Here is a 2,302-nt window from a genome sequence, read left to right as displayed (position 1 = left end):
ACAGTCCTATTAGAGCTAGGTGAACCATATTGCCGCTGCCGAGGCGAGGCGAGGAAATCCTACACGCACTTGAGGCTGAGGCCGCCGTCCACGATCAGGTCGACGCCGGTCACGTAACGCGCCGCATCCGACGCCAGGAACAAGGCCGCATGCGCCACGTCCCAGGCATCGCCCATGTGGCCCATCGGACATTGCGCATGACGCTTGCGGCGCATTTCTTCGATGTCGCCGCCATAGGATGCTTTCAGCGGCTCGCGGATCATCGGCGTGTCCATCAGTCCGGGCAGCACGCAGTTGGCGCGGATGCCCAGCGGTGCGTACCAAGCGGCGCGCTGCTGGTGGGCTTCATGATGTCGACCGCCTATAACATCCTGCCGTCGGTGACGCGCCACTATTCGGCGGCCTATCCCGAGGTCGACATGCGCCTGACCGAGCACGTGCCGAACCTGCTGGCGATAGATATCAGGGAAGGGAAACGCGACGTCGGCATGATGTACCGGCCTGAAGATTGCAGCGGGCTGGACAGCCGAACGATCTTTTCCGAACCGCTGGTGGCGGTGCTGCCGAAAAACCATCGCCTGGCGACACGTGAAAAAATTTCAGCCAGGGATCTGGCCGACGATCCCTTCGTCAGCATCCCGCGCGCGATTGCGCCGGTGGTCTACGACCTGATCGTCAATTGCTGCCTGGCCGCGGGCTTCCGTCCGCGCATCAAGCTGGAAGCCAACCTGCAGCAGACCATCGTCAACCTGGTTGGTGAAGGCCTGGGCGTGGCGATGGTGCCGAACTCGATGCAGGCCATGCACCTGGACACGACCGTCTTCAAGCCGCTGGTCGACGCGCCGGTGGTGGAAGTCGCGGTGATCTGGAACAAGGACAACCGCAATCCCTGCATCCAGACCTTCGTCCAGACCGCGGAGGAGGTCTGGACCGCGCTGCGGCGTGGGCAGCCCGCGTGATTCTGCTTTACTGCCCGGCCGTCAGACGCACTTGAGGCTGAGGCCGCCGTCCACGATCAGGTCCACGCCGGTCACGTAGCGCGCCGCGTCCGATGCCAGGAACAGCGCCGCGTGCGCCACATCCCAGGCGTCGCCCATGTGGCCCATCGGACATTGTGCGTGCCGCTTGCGGCGCATTTCCTCGATGTCGCCCCCATAGGATGCCTTGAGCGGTTCGCGGATCATCGGCGTGTCCATCAGCCCCGGCAGCACGCAATTGGCACGGATGCCCGACGGCGCGTATTGCATCGCGATGTTCTTGGTCAGCGCCAGCATCGCCGCCTTGGACGCGGAATAGGCGACATACGGAAAGCCGACCCAGCGGATCGCGGCCAGCGACGAGATGTTGACGATGGCTCCCTTCTTCTGCTTTTCCATCACCGGCAGCACATGCTTGCAGGTCATGAAGACGCTGGTCTGGTTGATCGCGATGACCCGGTTCCAGCTCTCTTCACTGGCTTCGACGGGACCGCCGGTTTCGGCGATGCCGACGTTGTTGTGCAAGACATCAATGCGGCCGAAATGATCGAGTGCGGCCTGCACCATGGCCTCAATGTCCGGCGTGCGCGACACGTCGGCGGCGACCACTTCGCAGACGCCGCCCTCGCTGCGGATCAGGTCGCAGGTTTCCTGTGCGGCCTGCAGGTTGCGATCGACCGCCAGCACGCGCGCACCTTCGCGTGCATACAGCACGGCCGCCGCCTTGCCGTTGCCCCAGCCCTCGCCGACCGAACCTGCGCCGCTGACGATGACGACCTTGTCTTCCATTGCACGTGCCATGGCGTGCTCCGATCAGATGTCGAGAATGCCCGCGGCCACGAAGCCGCCGTCCACCGGCACCACATGGCCGGTGACGTAGGACGAATCTTCAGCCGCCAGGAAAGATACTGCCGCGGCGATCTCGTCGGTGCTGCCGTAGCGATGCATCGGCACGCCGGCAGTGAAGCTCTTGCGGGTTTCCGGCGAGTGCACTGCCTGCGTCAGCGGCGTGTCCACCGGACCCGGGGCGACGCTGTTGACGGTGACGCCATGCTCGGCCAGCTCGATCGCCATCTGGCGCGTCAGGCCGATCACTGCCGCCTTGGAAGTGCCGTAGGCGGTGCGGCCGGAGCCGGCGCGAATACCCGAGATGGAAGAAATATTGACGATGCGGCCCCACTTGCGACGCACCATCATGCGGGCGGCATGCTGGCCGCACAGCATCACGCCGGTGACATTGATGTTCATCGTCAGCAGCCAGTTGTCGATCGGATAATCGAGGAAGGGGAAGGTCTTGGCGACGCCGGCATTGTTGACCAGCACGT

General features: G+C 64.1%; 3 protein-coding genes and 1 pseudogene. 1 reads left to right on the top strand and 3 read right to left on the bottom strand.

Translation table 11 applies throughout. The features are described 5' to 3' along the window. Positions 1 to 59 precede the first annotated feature (59 nt). Positions 60 to 329 (bottom strand): annotated as a pseudogene (locus HLUSI_RS31230) (SDR family NAD(P)-dependent oxidoreductase); the annotation flags it as partial. 21 nt (positions 330 to 350) lie between these two features. Between HLUSI_RS31230 and HLUSI_RS26495 the strand changes: the two are divergent. Then, a complete protein-coding gene (locus tag HLUSI_RS26495; protein WP_238533895.1) occupies positions 351 to 959 on the top strand; it encodes a LysR family substrate-binding domain-containing protein in 609 nt (202 codons plus the stop codon). Between the two features lie 21 nt (positions 960 to 980). On the opposite strand, the gene HLUSI_RS0101740 is transcribed toward HLUSI_RS26495, so the two are convergent. Both HLUSI_RS0101740 and HLUSI_RS0101735 read right to left on the bottom strand, forming a co-directional pair. Next, positions 981 to 1,778: an SDR family NAD(P)-dependent oxidoreductase gene (locus HLUSI_RS0101740; RefSeq protein WP_029362999.1), complete on the bottom strand. Its 798-nt coding sequence runs from the start codon at positions 1,776 to 1,778 to the stop codon at positions 981 to 983. A gap of 12 nt (positions 1,779 to 1,790) precedes the next feature. Then, positions 1,791 to 2,302: SDR family NAD(P)-dependent oxidoreductase (locus tag HLUSI_RS0101735; RefSeq protein WP_016832328.1), on the bottom strand; the 512-nt coding region annotated here is incomplete at its 5' end.

The sequence above is a fragment of the Herbaspirillum lusitanum P6-12 genome (genome assembly GCF_000256565.1).
GTDB lineage: Bacteria > Pseudomonadota > Gammaproteobacteria > Burkholderiales > Burkholderiaceae_D > Herbaspirillum > Herbaspirillum lusitanum.
The sequence above is the reverse complement of the archived record's forward strand: the minus strand, read 5'-3'. Positions and strand labels throughout refer to the sequence as shown.